Origin of the sequence: Streptomyces sp. NPDC006193 (assembly GCF_040613915.1) — a bacterium.
Classification (GTDB): domain Bacteria; phylum Actinomycetota; class Actinomycetes; order Streptomycetales; family Streptomycetaceae; genus Streptomyces.
In genome coordinates, this window is the sequence record NZ_JBEXTB010000042.1 from 1 (window position 1) to 20,253 (window position 20,253).

General features: G+C 75.8%; 7 protein-coding genes and 1 pseudogene. 4 read left to right on the top strand and 4 right to left on the bottom strand.

The annotated features are described in order from the left end of the window. Positions 1-92, bottom strand: a pseudogene (locus ABZ261_RS27405) (GlsB/YeaQ/YmgE family stress response membrane protein); the annotation flags it as partial. A 322-nt stretch (positions 93-414) separates the two neighbouring features. Here ABZ261_RS27405 and ABZ261_RS27410 point away from each other — a divergent pair. Continuing rightward, positions 415-1,611: an ABC transporter substrate-binding protein gene (locus ABZ261_RS27410; RefSeq protein ID WP_356863673.1), complete on the top strand. Its 1,197-nt coding sequence runs from the start codon at positions 415-417 to the stop codon at positions 1,609-1,611. 367 nt (positions 1,612-1,978) lie between these two features. Here the strand turns inward: ABZ261_RS27410 and ABZ261_RS27415 are convergent, their stop codons facing one another. After that, positions 1,979-3,244 (bottom strand): helix-turn-helix domain-containing protein, encoded by a 1,266-nt coding sequence (locus tag ABZ261_RS27415; protein WP_356863733.1) that lies wholly within the window; start codon positions 3,242-3,244, stop codon positions 1,979-1,981. Positions 3,245-3,823: 579 nt separating this feature from the next. On the opposite strand from ABZ261_RS27415, the gene ABZ261_RS27420 reads away from it, so the two are divergent. After that, on the top strand, positions 3,824-4,510 hold the full coding sequence (locus ABZ261_RS27420) for a LuxR C-terminal-related transcriptional regulator (RefSeq protein WP_356863675.1): 687 nt from the start codon (positions 3,824-3,826) through the stop codon (positions 4,508-4,510). 91 nt (positions 4,511-4,601) lie between these two features. Here ABZ261_RS27420 and ABZ261_RS27425 read toward each other — a convergent pair whose 3' ends face one another. Both ABZ261_RS27425 and ABZ261_RS27430 read right to left on the bottom strand, forming a co-directional pair. After that, complete coding sequence (locus ABZ261_RS27425) at positions 4,602-5,120, bottom strand: RNA polymerase sigma factor (protein WP_356863677.1); 519 nt, start codon at positions 5,118-5,120, stop codon at positions 4,602-4,604. Between the two features lie 62 nt (positions 5,121-5,182). Next, on the bottom strand, positions 5,183-6,532 hold the full coding sequence (locus ABZ261_RS27430; protein ID WP_356863679.1) for a protein kinase: 1,350 nt from the start codon (positions 6,530-6,532) through the stop codon (positions 5,183-5,185). A 431-nt stretch (positions 6,533-6,963) separates the two neighbouring features. Between ABZ261_RS27430 and ABZ261_RS27435 the strand changes: the two genes are divergently transcribed. Then, complete coding sequence (locus tag ABZ261_RS27435; RefSeq protein ID WP_356863681.1) at positions 6,964-15,696, top strand: amino acid adenylation domain-containing protein; 8,733 nt, start codon at positions 6,964-6,966, stop codon at positions 15,694-15,696. Then, the gene (locus ABZ261_RS27440; RefSeq protein WP_356863683.1) at positions 15,689-19,528 is read left to right on the top strand and encodes a beta-ketoacyl synthase N-terminal-like domain-containing protein; all 3,840 of its coding nucleotides are present in this window, start codon (positions 15,689-15,691) and stop codon (positions 19,526-19,528) included. The genes ABZ261_RS27435 and ABZ261_RS27440 overlap by 8 nt, the downstream gene beginning before the upstream one ends. Positions 19,529-20,253 lie beyond the last annotated feature (725 nt).

Below are 20,253 nucleotides of genomic sequence, written 5' to 3' on the forward strand. Positions count from 1 at the left end.
ATGACGATGCCGCCGGGGTCCTTGCCCGGCATCAGCGCCTTGGCGATGAAACCGGCGAGCAGGCCGATGAGTATCCACGCGATGATGCCCATGACATCTCTCCTACCTCGTCGTATAAAGCCAGTGTCAATGCTCCGTCTTTACCGCCGGGCCATTTGTAAACGCGGTGCGAAGCGACCATCTGCCGGACGGTGTTCCCGCCCGCCCGGAAGTCTTCGGCGTCGCGGCCGGAGCGGCGCAGCCGATCGGCTGCCGGGCGGGTGATTCATCTTGCGGCGGCCATGCCGTTCGGCCGCGGCGTCGTTGAAGCCGACGGACCAGTCGGAGAACGGCCGGGGCGACCGGTGGCCGGGCGGCACACGTCAGCACGGGCCCACCCGCAGCTCCCGGCGAGCGACGAGAAGGCAGGCAAGGGTGAACACGTCCCCGACACAGCTGACGATCGGCGTGGTGGCACCGCTGACGGGACGGCTGGCGCCGCTCGGCAGACCGCTGTCGTACGTCCTGCGGGCCGCGGCACCGCGGTTGGCCCGCGTCCGCAACGGCGGCGGCCACAAGGTGTCCGTCGTCGTGCGCGACAGCCGGTCCGACCCGGCGGCAGCCCGGCGGGCCGTCCACGACCTGGCCGCCACCGACCGTGCGCACATCGTCCTGACCATGGCCGGGACCCAGGTGCTGCCCGCCGTGGCGGACGCCTGCGAGGAACTGGGGGTCCCGTGCCTGTCGACGACCTTCCCCTGGCAGACGTACGTGCGCGCACGCGGCGCCGACCCGGGCCACCGCTTCCGGTGGACCTATCACTTCGCATGGGGCCTGGACGACATCGCCGCCGTCTTCGCCCAGCTGTGGGAAGAACTCGGCGGACCGCACACCGTCGGCTGCCTGTGGAACGACGACCTGCAGGGCAGCCTGCTGCGCCACGAGGAGTACGGCTTCGCGCCGGTGGCGTCCGCGCGGGGGCACCACCTGGTGGATCTCGGCCCCTACCGGGAACCCGCGCACGACTTCCGCGCCCAGGTCGGCCGGATGCGGGAGCACGGCGTCGACGTCGTCACCAGCGCGGCCACGGCCGGCGACCTGGCCCGCTTCCACCGCCAGGCCCGCCAGGCCGGGCTGCGGCCCCGGCTGATCACCTGCTCCAGGTGGCTGACCTACCCCCACACCCACACCGTCTCCGCCCCGGACGTCCACGCGGAGCTCGCCGACGCACGCGTGGCCACCCTGGTCTACTGGAGCCCCGGCCACCCCTACCGCTCCAGTCTGGACGGCACCACCTGCGCCGAGCTCGCCCACGCCTACCGGCGCGACACCGGTGAGGCCTGGCTGCAGCCGCTCGGCCTGGCCCACGCTCTCGTGGAGACCGCCCACCACGCCCTGAGCACGGCCGACGACCCCACCGACCGCGCCGCCGTCGCCCGGGCCCTCGCCGGCACCACCCTCGCCACCATCGCGGGACCCCTCGACTGGAACCACGGCCCGACCCCCAACATCGCGCTCATCCGCCTGGCCGGCGGGCAGTGGCACCCCGGCCCGGACGGCCCCCGTCTCGCCGTCGTCACCAACGCGCACATCCCCGAACTGCCGGTCACCGGCCGGCTCACCGCGACGTGACGGACCGACGCGCCCTGCCCGCGTCCTGCCCGTGCGGGGCGGGCACGGCACCGCGTCCTGCCCGTGCGGGCGGACACGGCACCGCGGTCCGGCCGCGGCCTTTCTCGGCGCCGTCCCGTCCGCGGCGGTGGGCGCCGGGACCGGCGCGGCGCCCGGTGCCGAGGTCAGCCCGTCCACGCGGCGGGCGCGGAGCCGTCCCGGGCCGGCGGTGCGACGGCGCAGGAGCGGGCCGGCGGTCCGGCGACGGCGCCGCGGACGTGCCGGGTCGCCGCCGGCGACCCGCTCGCGGCACGGCCCGGACGCCGCCGAAGACGCGGCAGTCCTCGCCGGCGCGGCCCGCCGCCGGTCGCCGGCGAGGGACGAGCGGTCACCTGCGGCTGCGGGCGGACCCCACCGCGTCGCGTGCCGCCGGTGCGCGGACCTGGGCCAGCGTCGTCGCCAGGGACTGCCAGACATGGGCGGCCAGGTCCATGTTCCGCGCCCCCGTCGCCTGGTGGCCGAGCCGCTCCAGGGCCGCTATGCCCTCCTCGATCCGGCCGTCCAGGATGGTCAGCCGGCCGTCGAGGACGGCCAGCCGCACCCGGTCCCGGTAGGGCAGCCGCAGTTCGTCGTCGGACAGCAGGGCACAGCACAGCGCCCGGGCCTCGTCCAGCCTTCCCTCGTGGAACGCCAGCTGGGCGCGCAGCGCGCGCAACGCCTGCCCCTGGACAGGGGTGCCGGTCAGTTCGACCAGCGCCTCGGCCTCGCCCAGCCAGCGGCGGGCCGCCTCCAGGCGGGGCGGGGACATCTCCAGCGCGGCGGCGGTCGCGGCGGTGCGCAGCCGCGTCCACAACTCCAGGTCGTCCCGGCCCCGGAGCAGCCCGAGAGCGGTCTCCAGGCGGTTCTGGGCGGCGGTGTGGTCCCCTTGGCGGTGGCTGACCAGGGAAGCGGTCCACAGCGCTTCCGCCGCCTGGGGTGCGGTGGCCGCGGGCAGCAGGTCCCGCTCCAGTTCGTTGACGTGCCGGCAGGCCGCGTCCAGCCGGCCCAGCTCGGTCTCGACGCCGATCAGCGTCACCAGCGCGGTCAAGGTGTCGGCGACCTCGAGGTCTTCCTCGCGCGCGATGGCCAGCGCGGTCACGGCCGCCGACTCCGCCGTCCCCAGGTCGCCCAGTGCGCGCAGGCACCGCGCGTACTGGACGTGCGCCCGCACCCGGAGTTCCGGCGCCCCCAACAGGTCGCTCAGCTCGATGAGTTCACCCAGCCGGGCGCGTTCCTGCTCGTAGTCGCCGTTGCGGTCGTCGATCCGGCTGAGCAGCCACAGCGCCTGCCAGCGGCTGGAGAGGTCCGCGCGTTCGTCGTCCTGCAGCGCGCGCAGCAGGGCGACGGTGCATTCCGTGCCGGGCGGCGCCGAGCACGCGGCCGCCAGCGCGTGGCCGAGTGATCCGGCGCCCAGCGGCTCGCTCAGCGCGGACACGTCGACGCCGAGCCGCTGGGCCAGGTAGGTGACGGCGCGCGGGGTGGGCCGGCGTTCACCGGACTCCAGTCGTGACAGGTATCCCGTCGACATGCCCTCGCCGACGACCGCCGCCTGGCTCAACCCTCGTTCGAGCCTCATCTTCCTCAGCCGTCGCCCGAAGTACGGCTGCTCGAGCATTCCCACCCTCTGATCCCCCGAGGTGTTCGTGAGTCCGCTTCCTTCCGCGGGTTCCGCTGGCAGCGTGCGGAAGTGGGTCCACACTCTACGAAGCGTCGACAGCACGGGCAACACAGTGGCAAACACGGCAGCCACCGGTCGTCCGCACATGGTTCCCCGTGCAGGGTTTTTCCGTCCCCGCGGAAACCGGAAGGCGGCCGAAAAGTGGCCTGGGTAAAAAGAGTTGACACAGCGTCGGTACCGTCAGGCAAACCCTTGCCAAGGGCGTTGCCCGGCCGTAGCCTCCGAAGTGCCGACCTGATGCGATCTCGCCCTCACTCCGGAGACTTCTGTGCCCCCTCGTGTTCCGTCGGGCCCGTTGCGGGAGCCGGCCGCGCAGACGGCCGCGGCAGCCGCTTCCAGGGCGTCCGGCAGGCGGTTGTGCGGCACGAACGCCCCGGCGGGGCGGGCGGGCGTAGCGGTGGTCCTCGAGGATCCTGAGCGGGCGACAAAGGGGAACACAGCCCCGACAACGTTGTCCGAAGGTCGTCACGCAAGCCAACCCCACGTGCACAGAAAGAGGGTACGTCTGTGGCCGCCATGAGCACCGCCTCCTCCCTCTCCCTTCCCTCCCACGATGGCGGAAAGACGACCGCCGACCCCGCCGCCCGGGCCGTGCCACGGGACGCCGACGGCAGCCGCCGGCGCCGCACCTACACCGCCCACGTGTCCGCCCTGGACACGACCGTCACCGCCGCGGAGACGGAATTCGCCGGGGCGTTCGGCCTGAGTCCGGGCGAGATATGCGGCCGCGACCTCTGCGACCTCCTCCTCGCGCGGTTCCCCGCGCTCCTGCAGCGCCGGTTCGCCGATCTCTCCGAAGGCCGGACCGACTGGTTCACGGAGCAGGTGACCGGCCAGGACGGCACCGGCCGCACCTTCTGCGCGGTCCTGACGGCCGTGGCGGTCGCCGGCCCGGACGGCCCGGCGGGACTCGTCATCCTGCTCAGCCACGCCGAGGACCGCGAACCGGCACAACCCCGTGGCGAGCAGACGCTCAGCGAACTCGACGCACGCGTCCTCGAGGGCGTGGCGAGCGGCGCGTCGACCGTGCAGCTCGCCAGCCGCCTCTACATGAGCCGTCAGGGAGTCGAGTACCGCGTGGGAAGACTGCTGCGCAGATTCGACGCACCCAACCGGCCGGCCCTCGTGGCACGCGCCCACGGGCTCGGGATGTTCGCCGCGGGACAGTGGCCGCCGCGCGTCCTGCCGGACTTCGTCGAGTGACCACCGGGCGGTCCCGCGCCCCCGCCGGGCCCGCCGCGCAGGGTGCGCGACCGCACGCGGCCGCCCCGGGGCCGGGGCGGCCGCGGGCGGTCTACGCCGCCGAGGGCAGCCATGCCTCCCGGAAGCGGCGGCGGGCCCGGTGCAGACGGGACCGGACCGTGCCCACCGGCAGGGACAGGACCTGCGCCATCTCCTCCTCGCTGAGGCCCCAGGCGCGCAGGGTGAGCACCTGCCGGTGGGAGGTGGACAGCCGGTCCAGGACGTCGCTGATGTGCACGGCGTCCAGCGGATTCGCCTCCTCGCCCGAGTCGACCTGCACATAGGCTCCTTCGTCGCCCGCCCGTTTCGCGGTGCGGACCGCCTCGCGCACCGTCACCGAGCGCACCCAGCCGTAGAACGCGGCCGGCTCGCGCAGGGTGCGCAGGCCGCGGTAGACGGCGAGGAGCGCCTCCTGGGTGGCGTCGGCGCCGTCGTCATGGGTGACGGACCGGCACAGTCGGGCGACGTACGGCGTGATCGCGGTCAGCAGGTGGTTCATCGCCTGCTCGTCGCCCGCCTGTGCGCGGGGCAGCAGCGCGAGAGGGGTGGGGAGGTGGCTGACGGTGCTCATGCGGGGGAGTGCTCCTTGTGGCAGCCGGTGCGGTCGGGCGCGGTGGGCCGGGGTGGCCGTCCTCACCGTGCGGGCGCGGGCAGGGGCTCGGCGGCGTCCGCGAAGGCCAGGAGCCCGGCGTGGACGTCGTCGCGGAACGCCTGCATGAAGGAGGGGCTGAAGCAGGCGGTGAAGTGCGGGAACTCGATGGCGAGCCGTCCCTCGAAGGAGACGACGCACGCCATGACGGGACTACGGCCCGCCTGCGGGAAGTACTGCTCGCGGGCGGGCACCAGCCGGACCTCGGCGGCCCGCAGTCCGGCCGGCAGCCGGGGACCGGGGACCACGCCCATGTTGGTGGCGATCACGGTGGCCAGCTGCAGCGCCGGGTTCCGGGGGATCTCCGGCGCGATGCGCATCTCGTGACAGTGGTCCCCGCGGGCGATGAAGTCGCGCAGCCGGGTGTGGACGGTGCGCGCCAGCTCCATCGGTTCGGTGTCCAAGGCGACGCCGAGCGTCTGCAGATGGGTGGTGACCGCCGGCACCATCACGAGGGCGGGCAGCGCAGGAGACAGCCGGGAGCGCAGGTCCACGGGGGACAGGCAGCCGAGTGTGCGGGGACCGTCGCCCTCCAGGCGGCGCCGCGCCGTCGACAGCAGCGCCGCCGCGACGAGGGAGTGCACGGACACGCCCGCCCGGCGAGCGGTCCGCCGCAGCCCGCTGGTGCGCTCCTCGTCGAGGGTCAGCCGGCACACCTCGATGCGGCCGTCCACGGCCGGCTCCGCACCCGGTCCGACGCCGGCGGCGGCCGGCCGGGGCACGTCGTAGGGAACCAGCTCGACGGGGTGCCGCCGGGTCTCCTCGATGCGCCGCTCCAGGTACGCGGCGGTGGCCGCCGGATCGGCGTCGGGCAGCGACCGGCTGACGGGTTGCGGCCAGTCGGGGGAGCCCTCGGCGTCCCCCGGGGCGGCGGCGGAGCCGGCCGCGGCCGGCTCGTCCCCGCCGCCTTCGACCAGGGCCCGGTAGTGGTCCCACAGGGCGTTGTGCACGGCGATGCTGCTGTGCCCGTCGGTGATCGTGTGGTCGATGACGAGGACGAACAGATGGCGGTCGCCCCCGGGCGCGCTCACCAGGACCGCGCGGCTGAGCGGGCCCCCGACCGGCAGCGCAGTGTTCAACTCCGTCGCATAGGCGTCCTCGCCGCCGGTGCGGGTGATCAGCCGGGGCCGTTCGTCCTCGGGGAGGAGGCGCAGCGCGAAGCCCTCGCCGTCGGGCGCGATCCGCGCCCGCAGCGTCGGGTGGGTCCGCGTGACGGCGTCGAACGCCGCGGACAGCGCCCCGGTGTCGACCTGCCCGTGCAGGGTGCAGGAGAGCACCGCTCTGCTTCGCTGCCCGACGTACAGCGTCTCGACCGGACACAACGCACGTTGCATGCCGCCAGCCTTCTTTCCCTCTGTCTCTTCATTGCTTTCACGGCTCGATGACGAGGCGTCACCCATGCGGGCCGAATGCCCGGCGCCCGTCCGAGAGTGCAACGCCCGGGGCGGGCGAATCCACCGGGAACAGGGGGCCGGACGAAAGTTGCGGGAAATCCTGAATGCCGGCCGGAAGCGGCGCTATCCCGGCCGGCGCCTTCTCCAGGGAAAAACCTGAATTCGCGCGGCGGGTCCGGTCCGGGCTTGATCGGTTACGCCGCCGCGTCGCACGCTGGGGGCACTTGCAGGACCAGCGGCGGGCCGATGCCGGCCCCCGCTTCGGCGTGCGACCGTTGCTTCCCCGCTCCGTGGGCCGAGGCCGCACCCCCGTCCGCCCGGCCGGGCCGTTCCGGCCGGGACATCGCGACTTGCCACGTGAGGGTTGTGCCATGTCACTCCGTGAGGGGTCATTCCGTGCCAACGAGCACCGGCCGCTGTCCGGAGCCCAGGAGGGACTCTGGTACGCCGGACGGCTCGCGTCCGACAGCGCCGCGTACAACACCGCAGAGGCGGTGGAGATCCACGGCGCCCTCGACACCGGCCTGTTCGAGACCGCCCTGCGCCGGACCGTGGGAGAGGCCGACACCTTCGCCCTGCGCTTCCACGAGACGGACGACGGCCCCCGCTGCCACCGGGCGCCGGACGCGGACGACTGGACGCTGCGGCGGATCGACGTCAGCGACGCCGGCGACCCGGAGGCCGCCGCCTGGGAACTGGTCCGCACGGAACTCGCGACGCCGGTGGACCTGGACAAGGGGCCGCTGTTCTCGCACACCCTGCTCACCCTCGCCCCCGACCGGCATCTGTGGCTGCTGAGGGCCCATCACATCCTGCTCGACGGCTACAGCTACAAGCTCCTCGGCCGCCGCCTCGCCGACACCTACAACGCGCTGGCCGAGGGGCGCGAACCCGCCCCGAGCGTCTTCGCGCCCGTGAGCCGGCTCCAGACCGAGGAGGCGGCCTACCTCGCCTCCGAGCGCCGCGCCCGCGACCGGGAGCACTGGTCGCGGCGGCTGGCCGGACTGCCGGAGCCCGCACGGCTCACCCGCCGTACCGCCGCGCCCGTCGCCCCCTTCCTGCGCCGCACCGCGGAACTCGAGGGCGCCGACGCGCGGGCCCTGTCGGACGCGGCCGCCCGGCTCGACGTGACGCGCACCGACCTGCTCACCGCCGCCGTCGCCGTCTACCTGCACCGCATGACCGGCGCCGACGACCTCGTGCTGGGCATGGCCACGATGAGCCGGCTGGGCAGCGCCGCCCTGCGCACCCCGGGCACCGCCTCCGACGTCCTGCCGCTGCGCGTCGCCGCCGACCCCGGTACGGCCGTCGCCGACCTGGTCCGGGCGGTCGCCCATGAGGTGCGGCAGCTGCGCCGGCACCAGCAGTACCGCGGCGAGTCCATCCGCCGGGACCTGAACCTGCTGGGAACCGGACGCCGGCTGTACGGGCCGGTGCTGAACATCGTCCCGTTCACCGAGTCCCTCGACTTCGGCGGTCACCCGGCCACCTGGCACCACCTCTCCGGCGGCGCCGTCGACGACCTCCAGATCTCCGTGCGGCCCGGCGCCCGGCCCGACGGCCTGTGGCTGGCCTTCGACGCCAACCCCGCCCTGTACGACGAGGACGAACTCGCCCTGCACCGCGACCGGTTCCTCGTCCTGCTGCGGCGGCTCGCGGACGCCCCGCCCACGACACCGGTGGGGGACCTCGACCTGCTGCTGCCCGGCGAGCACCCCGGCGACGCCCCCGTGCGGGACTTCCCGGTCGACGCGACCCTCACCGACCTGTTCGAACGGCAGGCGCGGACCCGGCCGCAGCGCGTCGCCGTGTCGTACGAGGGCGAACAGCTCACCTACGCGGAACTCGACGCCCGCGCCGACCGCCTGGCCCGGCTGCTGGCCGAGCGCGGCGCGGGTCCCGGCCGGGTGGTGGCGCTGGCCCTGCCCCGGGGCCCGCGGCTGCTGCCCGCCCTGCTGGCCGTCCTCAAGACCGGCGCCGCCTACCTCCCCCTGGACCCCGGCCACCCGGCACCGCGGCTGCGGCTCGTCATGGACGACGCCGCCCCCGTCCTCCTCGTCACCGAGACCGCTCTCGCCGCCCGCTTCACCGGCGGCGTCCCCGCCGTCGTCCTGGACGACCCCGCCGTCGAGGCGGACCTCGCCGCCCGCCCGGCCGGCGGGCTGACCGACAGCGACCGCCGGGGCGCGACGAGCCCCTCGGACATCGCGTACATCATCCACACCTCCGGCTCCACCGGCCGCCCCAAGGGCGTGCCCGTCACCCACGCCCACGTCGTCCGCCTCTTCGCCGCCGCGTCCGAGCACTTCGACTTCGGCGAGGACGACGTGTGGACGCTGTTCCACTCCTACGCCTTCGACTTCTCGGTGTGGGAGATCTGGGGCGCCCTGCTGCACGGCGGCCGGCTCGTCGTCGTCCCGTACGCCGTCAGCCGCTCGCCCCGTGACTTCCTGCGGCTGCTGCACCGCGAGGGCGTGACCGTGCTCAGCCAGACGCCCTCCGCCTTCGAGCAGCTCATGGACGCCGACGGCGAACAGACGCCGGCCGACGGCCCGGAACCGGCGGGCGCGCTGCGCTACGTCGTCTTCGGCGGCGAGGCCCTGCGTCCCGAGCGGCTGCGGCCGTGGGCCGACCGGCACGGACTGCAGCACCCGGCCCTGGTGAACATGTACGGCATCACCGAGACCACCGTGCACGTCACCCACCACCGCATCACCCCGGACGACCTGACCGACCCCCGCCGGACGAGCGTCATCGGCACACCGCTGGCGGACCTGCGGGTGCACCTGCTCGACCCCGCCGGCCGGCCGGTGCCGCCGGGCGCCGTCGGCGAGATGCACGTGGCCGGCGCGGGCGTGACCGGCGGATACCTCGGCCGGCCCGAACTGACCGCCGAACGGTTCCTCGACGACCCCTTCGGCCCGCCCGGCAGCCGCATGTACCGCTCCGGCGACCTGGCACGGCGCCGCGCCGACGGCGCCCTCGAATACCTGGGCCGCGCCGACCAGCAGGTCCAGCTGCGCGGCTTCCGCGTCGAACCCGGCGAGATCGAAGCCGTCCTCGCCGCCCACCCGGGTGTCGCCCGGGCCGCCGTCGTCGTGCGCCGCTCCGGCAACGGCGCCCAGCAGCTCGTCGCCTACACGGTGCCCACCGGACAGGAGCCGCCGAGCCCGGCGGAGCTGCGCGCCCACGCCGCCGCGCACCTGCCCGACCACATGGTCCCCGCGGCCTGCGTGAACGTCGACGCGCTCCCGCTGACCGCCAACGGCAAGCTCGACACCGACGCCCTGCCAGCCCCCGACTTCACCGCCGCCGCGGCCGGAGCCCGCCCGCAGACCCCCCGGCAGGCCCTGCTGTGCCACCTGTTCGAGGACGTGCTGCGGCTGCCGCGCGACTCCGTGAGCGCCGACGCCAACTTCTTCGACCTGGGCGGCGACTCCTTGCTCGCCACCCGCCTCCTGGCCCGGCTGCGGCACGAGAGCGGCGCCGAGGTGCCCATCACCGCCCTGTTCGACGGCCCGACACCGGCCGCGCTCGCACAGCGCCTCCCCTCCCGGCCCGGCACCGCTCCCGCCCGCCCCGCGCTCGGCGGCGTCCGGCGCCCGGAGCGCCTCCCGCTGTCCTACGCCCAGGAACGCATGTGGTTCCTCAACCGGCTCGACGGCTCGGCGGCCACGTACAACATCCCGCTGGTGGCGCCGCTCGGCCCCGCCGTCGACGCCGAGGCGCTGCACAAGGCGCTCGGCGACCTCGCCGACCGGCACGAGAGCCTGCGGACGGTGTTCGCCGAACAGGACGGCGCACCCCACCAGCGGATCCTGCCGCCGGGACAGCTGCGCCCACGGCTGCGAAGGGTGGACTGCCCGGCCGACGAGGTCGCCGCGCACGTCCTGACGGCCTCCCGGCACCGCTTCGACCTGAGCCGCGAAAGCCCCCTCGCCGCCTGGCTGTTCGGCCCCGCCGAGAACCCGACGCTGCTGCTGGTGCTGCACCACAGCGCGGCCGACGGCTGGTCGCTGCGCCCCCTCGCCGACGACCTGACCGCCGCCTACGCGGCCCGCCGGGCGGGCCGCGCCCCGGCATGGGCCCCGCTGCCGGCGCAGTACGCCGACTACGCCGTCTGGCAGCGCGCCCTGCTCGCCCCGGAACCGGACGGCCCGGGACGGCTGGAGCGGCTGACCGCGCACTGGCGCGAGGCGCTCTCGGGACTGCCCGAGGAGTGCACGCTCCCCGGCGACCGGCCCCGCCCCGCGGCGCCGAGCGGCGACGGCGCCCACGTCACCGAGACCCTGGACGCCGCACTCCACCGGGGCCTGCTGGACCTGGCCGACCGGGAGGGCGGCAGCCTGTTCATGGTGCTGCACGCCGCGGTGAGCGCCCTGCTCACCCGCAGCGGAGCCGGCGAGGACATCGTCGTCGGCACCCCCGTCGCGGGACGCTCCGAACCCGCCCTGGACGACCTGATCGGCCTGTTCACCAACACCCTCGTCCTGCGCGCCGACACCTCGGGCGACCCCGCGTTCCGGGAACTGCTCGCCCGGCTGCGCCCGCACGACCTGGCGGCCCTGGACCACCAGGACCTGCCCTTCGACCAGCTCGTGGACGAGCTGGGCCCGCCCCGCCGCCCCGGCCGCCATCCGCTGTTCCAGGTCATGCTGGCCCTGCAGAACAACGAGCCCGCCGTCCTCCGGCTGGACGACCGCGAGGCGCCGCTGCGGCCCACCGCCACCGGCACCGCCAAGTTCGACCTCTTCGTCGACGTCCTCGAACGGCACCGCGCGGACGGCGCCCCCGACGGGCTCGACCTGCACGTCGAGTACGCCACGGACCTGTACGACACCGCCACCGCCGAGGAGTTCGCCCGCGCCCTGGGCGAGACGCTGCGCGCGGTGAGCGCGGACCCGGACCTCAGGATCGGCGACCTCCCCGCACCGCCGGCGCGCACCCCGGCCGCCCCCCGCACGGCCGACGCCGCCGAGGTGGCGGACGCGGCCCTGTCCGTGCCCGGCATCCGCGACGTGCTCGCCCTGCCCGGCGCCGACGGCGCGCCGCCGCACCTGTACGTGGTGCCGGGCCGCGCGGACGCCGCCGAACGCGTCGAACAGGTCCTCGACGAAGCCGGACACGGCGTCGTCCGGGTCACGGCGGTCAACGCCCTGCCCCGCACCGCCGACGGCGCCCCCGACACCGGCGCGCTGCGCGACCTGCCCCTGGCCGACCGCACCGCCGCCGAGACCTGGCGGCAGCAGCTGGCCCGCCTCGCCGGCGTGCGCACGGCCGAGGCCGTGGTGGAGGCCGTCCCCGAGGAACTGGGCCGCCGGCACGCCGGCCCCCCGCGCCGCACCACCCCGCCGGCGCCCGCGGCCGGCCCCCGCACGGCGGCCGGCGCCGTGCCGGCGCTGAGCGAGGGACCGGAGCAGGCCGAGCCGACCGTGCCCGGCTGGGCGCAGGCCCTGGTCCGCGCCGCCGAGCGGGACCACGGCGACATCGTGCACGTGCACGCCGACGGCAGTGAGACCCGGCGCGGCTACGCCTCGCTGCTCACGGAAGCCTCCCATGTCCTCGCCGGGCTCCGGCGGGCCGGGCTGCGCCCCGGTGACCAGGTGATCCTCCAGTGCGACGCCACCGAGGACTTCCTCGCCGTGCTCTGGGGCTGCGTCCTCGGCGGATTTGTCGCCGTCCCGCTCACCGTCCCCGCCTCCTACGCCGCCCCCTCGGCGGCGCTGACCAAACTGGAGGGCATCTGGCGGATGCTCGGCCGGCCCTGGATGGTGTGCTCCGCGGGCCTGGAAGCCGGCCTGCGCGACCTGGCCGACCGCCAGAACTGGCCCGGGCTGCGGCTGACGACGGCCGACGCGCTGCGGGACGCGCCCGAGGACCGGGACTGGTACGCCGCCCGGCCCGACGACCTGATGCTGATGCTGATGACGTCCGGCAGCACCGGCCTGCCCAAGGCCGTGCGCCTGACCCACCGCAACGTGCTGGCCCGGTCCGCCGCCACCGAGCAGATGAACGCGCTCGGCGAGCGGGACGTCTCCCTGAACTGGATCCCCCTCGACCACGTCACCGGCGTGGTGATGTTCCACCTGCGCGACGTGTACCTGGGGTGCCGGCAGATCCACGCGCCGACCTCCTGGATCCTCCAGGACCCGCTGCGCTGGATGGACCTCGCCCACCGGCACCGGGTCACCGTCACCTGGGCGCCCAACTTCGCCTTCGGGCTGCTGGCCGAACAGGCCGACCGCTTCCGCGACCGGGAGTGGGACCTGACGCCGATGCGGCTGGTGATGAACGCCGGCGAGGTCGTGGTCGCGGCAGCCGCCCGCCGGTTCCTGCACACGCTGAAGCCGTTCGGGCTGCCGCAGGACGTGATGCACCCCGGCTGGGGGATGTCGGAGACCTGCTCGGTGGTCACGGACGCCGTGCTGCCCGCCGAACCGCCGGGCGCCGACGAGACGTTCGTCAGCTGCGGCCTGCCCTACCCCGGGTTCGCCATGCGGATCGTGGACGAGCAGCGCGCCGTGCTCGCCGAGGGCGACGTCGGCCGCCTCCAGGTCCGCGGCACCTCCGTCACCGGCGGCTACCACGACAACCCGGCGGCCAACGCGGAGGCGTTCACCGACGACGGCTGGTTCGACACCGGCGACCTGGCCTTCCTGCGCGACGGCGAGCTGTACATCACCGGCCGCGCCAAGGACGTCATCATCGTCAACGGCGTCAACCACTACAGCCACGAGATCGAGGCCTGCGTCGAGGAACTCCCGCACGTCGTCCGCAGCTTCAACGCCGCGGTCGCGGTGCGCTCCGACCCGTCGGCGGCCACCGACGAACTCGCCCTGTTCGTCCACCTCGCCCCCGGACACGACCCCGCCACCGCGCTGCGGGAGATCGCCGGCAAGGTGACCCGGGAGACCGGCGTCAGCCCCGCCTTCCTCGTGCCGGTCGACGCCGCCGCCGTCCCGAAGACCGAGATCGGCAAGATCCAGCGGACCAAGCTGCGCAAGAGCTTCGAGGCGGGCGCCTTCGACGACGCGGTCCGCGAGGCCCAGCTGCTGCTGGGCACCGCCGCCACCCTGCCCGACTGGTTCCTGCGGCCGGTGTGGCAGCGGGCCGGGCGCCACCGGCCGCCCGCCGCGGCGGCCGGCCGGCACACCCTCGTCCTCACCGGCGGCGACCCGCGCGCCCAGGACCTCGCCGGACGCCTCGCCCGGGCGCTGCGCGCCGCCGGCGGACTGTGCACCCTGGCCGCCGACGGAACGTCGTACGCCCGGCTCGACGCCGCCCACCACCGGATCCGCCCCGCCGAAGAGGCCGACCACACGGCACTGCTGCGCAGCCTCGCCGCCGACGGGCGGCCCGTCGACGCCGTCGTGCACCTCGGCGCACTGCACCACGGCGAGGCCGCCGACCCGGCAGCCGCCGAAGCCGCAACCGCGGCCCTGCTCGCGCTCGCCCGCGCCCTCGCCGGCCGGTCCGGCGCGCCCCGCCCGGTCGACCTGCTGTACGTGACGGCGGGCGCCCAGGCGGTCACCGCCGAGGACCGCCCCTCCCCGGCGCACGCCATGGCCGGCGCCCTGCTGAAGTCGCTGCGGGAGGAGTCCGCCGGGCTGCGGTGCGTCCACCTCGACCTCGACCCGCACGGCGACGAGGACCCCGTACCCCTGCTGCTCGCCGAGGTGTCCGGCACCCCCGCCGACACCGAGGTCGCCCACCGCGGCGGCCGGCGCCTCGTCCGCCGGCTCGCCCCCCTGCCCGACCCGGCCCCCCGCGCCGAACCGCCCGCCGCCGACGGCTTCCACCTGGTCAGCGGGGGACTCGGCGGTGTCGGCGCCGAACTCGCCGCCCACCTGCTGCGGACCCCCGGAACCCGGCTGCTCGTCCTCGGCCGCACCCCGCTGCCCGCGGAGGACACCTGGCCGCGGCACCTGGCCGCCGGCGGGCCCGCTGCCGCCCGCATCGAGGCGTACCGGCGGCTGCGGGAACTCGGGGAGGTCCGCTACGCGTGCGCCGACGTCACCGACGAGCGACAGGTGCGGGACGCCGTCCGCGCGGCCGCCGGGCACTGGGGCGCGCCCCTGGTGTCGGTGCTGCACCTGGCCGGGACCCTCGTCGAACGCCCCGTCGGCGAACTGGACGCCGGAGCCTGGCGCGAGGCCCTGGACGCGAAGGTGCGCGGCGCCTGGACCCTGCACCGCGTGAGCGAGGACCACCCGGTCGGCTCCTTCGTCACCTTCTCGTCGGTGAACGGCTGGTTCGGCGGTGCCCTGAACACCGCCTACGCCGCCGCCAACGCCTACCTCGACGCGCTCGCCGTGCACCGCCGCGCCCTCGGCCTGCCCGCGCAGAGCCTGGCCTGGAGCATGTGGCGCGAGCGCGGCATGAGCAGCGGCTACCGGCTCGCCCCGCTGACCGAGGCCCGCGGCTACCGGCTGCTGGACACCGCCGCCGCGCTGCGCTCCTTCGACCTGGCCCGCACCCTGGACGAACCCCACCTGCTGATCGGCGCCGACCGCACCGCCCCCTGGGTCCGCAGCCACGTCGTCCAGCCCGCCCGGCAGGTGCGGCGGCTGGCCGGACGCGTCGCCCTGGAGGAGGGCGCCGACATCGGCGCGCTGTACCGGGCCGCCGCCGAAGCCGCCGGCGGCGACCACTGGGTGCTGCGCGCGGCCGGCGGCGCCGAGCAGCCGGCGACCGCCTCCGGCACCGGGGAGGAGCGGCTGCGCGACCTGGAGGACCGGCTCGCCGGCCTGTGGTGCGAGGTCCTCGGCCGCGACCGGGTCGGCCGGGACGAGAACTTCTTCGACCTGGGCGGCAACTCGTTGCTGCTGGTCGCCGCCCAGACCGCCGTCAACCGGGCCTTCGGATGCGAGCTGCCGGTCGTCGACCTGTTCGCCCACCCCACCGTGCGCGACCTGGCCCGCCACCTGGCGGCCCGGACGGGACCGGAGACGGGCGCCGCCCCCGCGGCGGATCCGCAGGCGCCGCCGCAGCCGGACGGGACCGGGCCGAGCGCCCTGGACCGCGCCAAGGAACGAGCCCAGCGGCAGCGTGCGGCCCGTGCCCGCCGCTCCGCACGGCACGGAAAGGACCAGAGCCATGCCTGAGACCACCCCGGAGCAGGACGAGCCGGCGCCGGCCGTCGCCGTGATCGGCATGGCGGCACGCCTGCCCGGCGCGGACGACGTGGACGCGTTCTGGGACAACCTCGCCGCCGGACGCGAGTCGGTGCGGCCCATCACCGACGAGGAGTTCCTGGCCGCGGGCGGCACCGAACGCGACCTGAAGGACCCCGCGCTGGTGCGCATGGTGTCGGTCGTCGAGGGGATCGACCGCTTCGACTCCGGGTTCTTCGGCTACAGTCCCGCCGAGGCCGCCGTCGTCGACCCCCAGCAGCGGCTGCTGCTGGAGACGGCCTACCACGCCCTGGAGGACGCCGGGTGCCTCGGCCCCGGCGCCGTGAACGGCGCGTTCGGCGTGTACGCGGGCAGCGGTGACAGCCGCTACTACCCGGCCCACGTGTACCCGCGGTACGCCGGGCAGCCCGGATCGGTGGAACTCGTGCACGCGGCCACCGCCAACTCCCTGGGCACGCTCGCCACCCGCGTCTCCTACGAACTCGGCCTGACCGGTCCGAGCGTGTCCCTGCAGACCGCCTGCTCCACCGCGCTCGTCGCGGTGCACACCGCCTGCCAGGACCTGCTCGACCACCGGTGCGACACCGCGCTGGCCGCCGCGGTGTCCCTCAACCCCTCCGCGTTCCTCGGCTACCGGCACGTGCCCGGCGGCCCCTTCTCGCCCGACGGCCACTGCCGCGCGTTCGACGCGGACGCGTCCGGCACCTCCTCCGGCGACGGCGTCGGCGCCGTCGTCCTCAAACGGCTGGAGGACGCCCTCGCCGACGGCGACCGCATCCGCGCCGTCATCCGGGGCAGCGCCGTCAACAACGACGGACGCCGCAAGGTCGGCTTCAGCGCGCCCAGCGCCGCCGGACAGACCGAGGTCATCCTCGCCGCGCAGGCCCAGGCGATGACCGACGCCGGCACCATCGGCCTGGTCGAGGCGCACGGCACCGCCACCCGCCTGGGCGACCCCATCGAGGTGGCCGCGCTCACCGAGGCGTTCCGGCAGTCCACGCGCCGCCGCGGCTACTGCGCCCTCGGGTCGGTGAAGACGAACATCGGCCACCTCGGAGCGGCCGCCGGCATCGCCGGGCTCATCAAGGCCGTCCTGGCCCTGGAACACCGGCAGATCCCGCCCAGCCTGCACTTCGAACGGCCCAACCCCCACATCGACTTCGCCTCAGGGCCGTTCCGGGTGCCCACCACCCTGGAGGACTGGCCCGCCGGCGAGCACCCCCGCAGGGCCGCCGTCAGCGCCTTCGGCATCGGCGGCACCAACGCCCACGTCATCCTGGAGGAGGCCCCGGCCGCCCCGCCCGCCCCGCCCCGCGGACCCGCGGACGGCCACCGCCTGGTGCTGCCGCTGTCCGCGCGCACGGCCGACGCCCTGCGCGGCCAGGCCGAGGCACTCGCCCGCCACCTGGAGAGGCGGCCGGACCAGCGCCTGGACGACACCGCGCACTCCCTGCGCGCCCACCGGCCCGCGCAGCGCCACCGCCTGGCCGTGACCGCCGCCTCCCGCGAGGAGGCCCTGTCCGCGCTGCGCGCCGCCGTGCCCGGCACACCGCCCCTGGCGGACGAGCCCCCGCAGGTGGCGTTCCTGCTGCCGGGCGGCGGCACCCAGTACCCGGGCATGGGCGCGGAGCTCTACCGCGGACACGACGTCTACCGCGACACCGTCGACGAGTGCGCGCGCGTCCTGCGCCCCGCCCTCGGCGGCGACATCCGCGACGCCCTGTTCGCGGGCCGCGACGCCGACAGCACCAGCACCTCCCTCCTCGCCCTGGTGGTCACCGAGTACGCCCTCGCCCGCACCCTCATGGCGGCGGGAGTCCGCCCGGACGCGCTCATCGGCCACTCCCTGGGCGAGTACACGGCCGCCTGCCTCGCCGGAGTGATCGACCTCGACGAGATGCTGCCCCTGGTCACCGAACGCGTCCGGCTCATCAGCTCCGCGGGCGGTGCCACCCTCGGGGTCGCGGCGCCCGCCGGGGACGTGCTGCCGCTGCTCGGCGAGGAGCTGTCCCTCACCGCCGTGAACGGCCCCGCCGCCTGCACCGTCGCCGGGCACGAGGACGCCGTCGCCCGGTTCGAGACCGAACTCGCCCGCCGCGGCGTGCCGTTCCGGCGGCTGCGCATACCGGTCGCCGCCCACTCCCACGTCCTGGACCCGGTGCTTCCCGCCTACGAGGAGCACCTGCGCGGCGTCACCCTGCGCCCGCCGCGGATCCCGTTCGTCACCAACGTCACCGGCGCCTGGATCACCGACGAGCAGGCGACCTCGGTCCGGCACTGGATCGCGCACACCCGTGACACCGTGCGCTTCGCCGACGGCGTCACCACCCTGTGGGAACGCCGGCCCGTCCTGGTGGAGGTCGGCCCCGGGGACACCCTGACCAAGCTGGCCGCCGCCCAGCTCGCCGAGCACGCGCCGGTGACGGTCACCACCATGCGGCACGCCAAGGCCGCCGCCGACGACGCCTTCGTCCTCGCCGAGGCGCTGGGCCGGCTGTGGAGCGCGGGCGTGGACACCGCCCTCCCCGCGGTGCCGGGCAGCCCGCGGCGGGCCCCGCTGCCCCCGTACGCCTTCGCACGGCACCGTCACTGGATCGACGCCCCCGGCGCCCGCACGGACCCCGGCGCCCGCACGGACCCCGGCGCCCCGGACACCGGGGCCGCGCGGCCCGCCGCGGCGCCGGCCCTCGATCCGCGGCCCCGCCTGACGACCGAGCACGTGCCCCCGCGCACCGAGCGGGAGCGGACGGTGACCCGCGTGTGGGAGGACACCCTCGGCATCGGCGGCATCGGCGTCCACGACAACTTCTTCGACCTGGGCGGCGACTCGATGCGCGCCGTCCTGCTGGTGGGTCGGCTGCGCCAGGCCGACGTGCTCGACGTGCCCGCCGCGACCCTGCTGGCCGCGCCCACCGTGGCCGGTCTCCTCGCGGCGGCCGACGACACCTCGGCACAGGCGCCCGGCGCGGGCTCGAACGCGCTCGCCCCGCTGCTGCCGCTGCGGGCGCAGGGCGGCGCCGTCCCGCTGTTCTGCGTCCACCCCGGAGCGGGCGTGTCCTGGCGCTACACCGGTCTGCTGCCCCACCTCGGCGGCGACCAGCCGGTCTACGGCATCCAGGCCGCCGGCCTCGACGGCGCCCGGCCGCCCGCACCGGACGCGGCGTCCATGGTCGCCTCCTACGTCGACCTGGTCCGCGAGGTGCAGCCGCACGGCCCCTACCGGCTCCTGGGCTGGTCCTACGGCGGTTTCGTGGCACACGCGATGGCCTGCGCCCTGCAGGAGCGGGGCGAACGGGTGGAACTGCTGGCCATGCTGGACGCCCCCCAGCCGCACGGCATGCGGTACGACACGGCGGCGGTCGAACGGCAGGTGGCGTCGCTGCTGCTGAGGGTGGCCGGTCTGCCCGCCGGACCGGAAGCGGCCGGAGTGCCGGACGTGGCGGCGGTCCTCGCCCGCATCGACGCCGCCGTGGCGGCCGATCCGACGCGTTCGCCGGTCACCCGCGCCGAGGCCGGGGCCATCGCCGCGGTCATGCGCAACAACCTGCGGATCGCCCACCAGTTCACGCCCGGTGTCTTCCGCGGGGACGTGCTGTTCTTCAGCGCCGCCCGGGAGGAGGCCACCGGCTTCCCCGGCGACCTGGCCGTGCTGCCCGACAAGGCCGAGAGCTGGCGGCCCCACGTCGAGGGGACCCTGCACGACCACCGGGTGCCGTGCGGCCACTACGAGATGACCGAACCCGAGCCGATCGCGCTGATCGGAGCCGCGGTCGCCAAGGCGCTGCGCGAGCCGTCCGCCTGACCGGCCGGGCTCCGGCCCCTGTCCGCCGCCCCGTCCCGTTCGGACGCGGCGGCGGACAGGGGCCCACGCGCTGCTCGACGCGGTCGCTCGACGCGGTGGCGCCGCCCGGCGGCGTGCGGCCGGTGCCCGACCGCCGGGTCCGACGGGCGGACGCCTCGGACCCGACGCCGACGGGGCGCCGTCCGAGGGCGCAGGCGCGGAACCGAACCGCGGAGCGGGTCCCTCCCGGCTGCGCGCGCAGGCAGCGAACTGCGCTGCTCGGCGGAGCGGGTTCGGCTCGCGCTCGCCGCTCCCGCGACGAGCCGCTGCGCAGCCAGGATCCGGCCCCGCCCGCACGGCGGGGCCTGCGCTGCGCTCCGGCCCCGCGGCCCGCCGAGCAGGTGCGGATACGTCCGGTCGGATCACACACGGAACGACCGGTGCCCTGACCGGCCTCCGGCCGGTGTCCGGCGCCGGGTGCGAAGGGCGGGCGCCTGGACTCGACGCCGACGGCGCGGCGCCCGAGGGCGCACGCGCGGAACCGAACCGCGGAGCGGGTCCCTCCGGCGCTGCGGCGGGGCGGTCGGGGGCGCGGACCGTGGTTCGGCTCCCGCTCGCCGCTTCCGCTCGCCGCTCCCGCGACGAGCCGCTGCGCAGCCAGGATCGGGCCCCGCCCGCACGGCGGGGCCTGCGCTGCGCTCCGGCCCCGCGGCCCGGCGACCGGCCGCGCTCACGCCACGGCCCCC

What these genes read in the sequence shown, in the direction of transcription:
- ABZ261_RS27415 (WP_356863733.1), bottom strand. Translation starts at nt 3,244, where the DNA reads ATGCTCGAGCAGCCGTACTTCGGGCGACGGCTGAGGAAGATGAGGCTC.
- ABZ261_RS27420 (WP_356863675.1), top strand. Translation starts at nt 3,824, where the DNA reads ATGAGCACCGCCTCCTCCCTCTCCCTTCCCTCCCACGATGGCGGAAAG.
- ABZ261_RS27425 (WP_356863677.1), bottom strand. Translation starts at nt 5,120, where the DNA reads ATGAGCACCGTCAGCCACCTCCCCACCCCTCTCGCGCTGCTGCCCCGC.
- ABZ261_RS27430 (WP_356863679.1), bottom strand. Translation starts at nt 6,532, where the DNA reads ATGCAACGTGCGTTGTGTCCGGTCGAGACGCTGTACGTCGGGCAGCGA.
- ABZ261_RS27435 (WP_356863681.1), top strand. Translation starts at nt 6,964, where the DNA reads ATGTCACTCCGTGAGGGGTCATTCCGTGCCAACGAGCACCGGCCGCTG.
- ABZ261_RS27440 (WP_356863683.1), top strand. Translation starts at nt 15,689, where the DNA reads ATGCCTGAGACCACCCCGGAGCAGGACGAGCCGGCGCCGGCCGTCGCC.